The organism is Acidovorax sp. HMWF018 (genome assembly GCF_003061035.1).
Classification (GTDB): domain Bacteria; phylum Pseudomonadota; class Gammaproteobacteria; order Burkholderiales; family Burkholderiaceae_C; genus Acidovorax; species Acidovorax delafieldii.
In genome coordinates, this window is record NZ_QAIM01000655.1 from 249 (window position 1) to 1,716 (window position 1,468).

Sequence of the window (1,468 nt, forward strand, 5' to 3'; positions counted from 1 at the left end):
CTACCGCCAGCGCAAGCTGTCACCGGTCGAGGTCACGCAGTCCGTGCTGGCCCACATTGAACGGTGGGAGCCCCACATCAAAGCCACCTACCTGCTGCGCCCCGAGGCCGCCCTGGCCCAGGCCCGTGCCTCCGAGGCCCGCTGGCTGCGCGGCGAGCCCAAGGGGCTGCTCGACGGCGTGCCCAGCACCATCAAGGAAAACATTGCCACCGAAGGCGACCCCACCCCGCTGGGCACAGCCGCCGTCGAGCTGGTGCCCGCCGCAGCTGACGCCCCCCCCGCCGCCCGCATGCGCGAGGCAGGTGCCGTCATCGTCGCCAAGACCACCATGCCCGACTACGGCATGTTGTCATCCGGCCTGTCCACCTTTCACCCGCTGTCGCGCAACCCCTGGGACGTGAGCAAGGGCCCGGGCGGCTCCAGCGCCGGCGGCGGCGCGGCGGCCGCTGCGGGCTACGGCCCGCTGCACATCGGCACCGACATTGGTGGCTCGCTGCGCCTGCCCGCCAGCTGGTGCGGCATCTTCAGCCTCAAGCCCAGCCTGGGCCGTATCCCGATTGACCCGCCTTACACCGGCCGCGCCGCCGGCCCCATGACCCGCACCGTGGCCGACGCCGCGCTGATGATGCAGGTGCTGAGCCAGCCCGACGCGCGCGACAGCATGAGCCTGCCCTACCAGGACATCGCCTGGAGCCAGTTCAACAAGCTGGCCGAGCGCCCGCGCAGCCTGCAAGGTTTGAAGATAGGCCTGCTGCTGGATGCAGGCTGCGGCCTGCCCGTGGAGCCCGAAGTGAAGGCCGCCGTGGAGCGCGCCGCAAAACTCATGGAAGCCGCCGGCGCCACCATCGTGCCCATGGCACCGTTCATGACCCAGGCCATGCTCGACGGCATGGACCATTTCTGGCGCATGCGGTCCCACATCGACCTGCAGGCCCTGCCGGCGGCGCGGCGCGACAAGGTGCTGCCCTACATCCGCACCTGGGCCGACAGTGCCGCCGGCATGAGCGGCACCGAGGTCTTCACCGCCAGCCACCAGTTCCACCTGACGCGCGTGGCCGCCGTCAAGGCCTGCAGCGCGTTCGACTATGTGATCTCGCCCGTGGCGCCCAACGTCGCCTTCCAGGCCGAGCTGCCCTCGCCCACCAACGACCCGCTGCGCCCGCTGGAACACATCGGCTTTACCGTGCCATTCAACATGTCCGAGCAACCTGCGGCCTCGGTCAATTGTGGCTACACCCGCGCTGGTTTGCCCATCGGCCTGCAGATTGCGGGCGCACGTTTTGACGACCTGGGCGTGCTGCAGGTGGCGCACGCGTTCGAGCTGATCCGCGAACCCCAGCGGGCATGGCCCCAGCCGCCTGCGGCATAACCCTGCATCTGTCGTGCGTTGTTGTTGGTAACCTTGGGGGGATACGCTCTGACGTTGGCACCACCGCTGGAGCCCCCACCTCACAAACCACCATCCCAC

At 69.3% G+C, this 1,468-nt stretch carries 1 protein-coding gene; it reads left to right on the forward strand.

The window, feature by feature from the left end; genetic code table 11:
- A partial coding sequence (locus tag DBR23_RS27455) for an amidase (protein WP_108500174.1) occupies positions 1–1,369 on the forward strand: 1,369 nt, incomplete at its 5' end.
- Positions 1,370–1,468 lie beyond the last annotated feature (99 nt).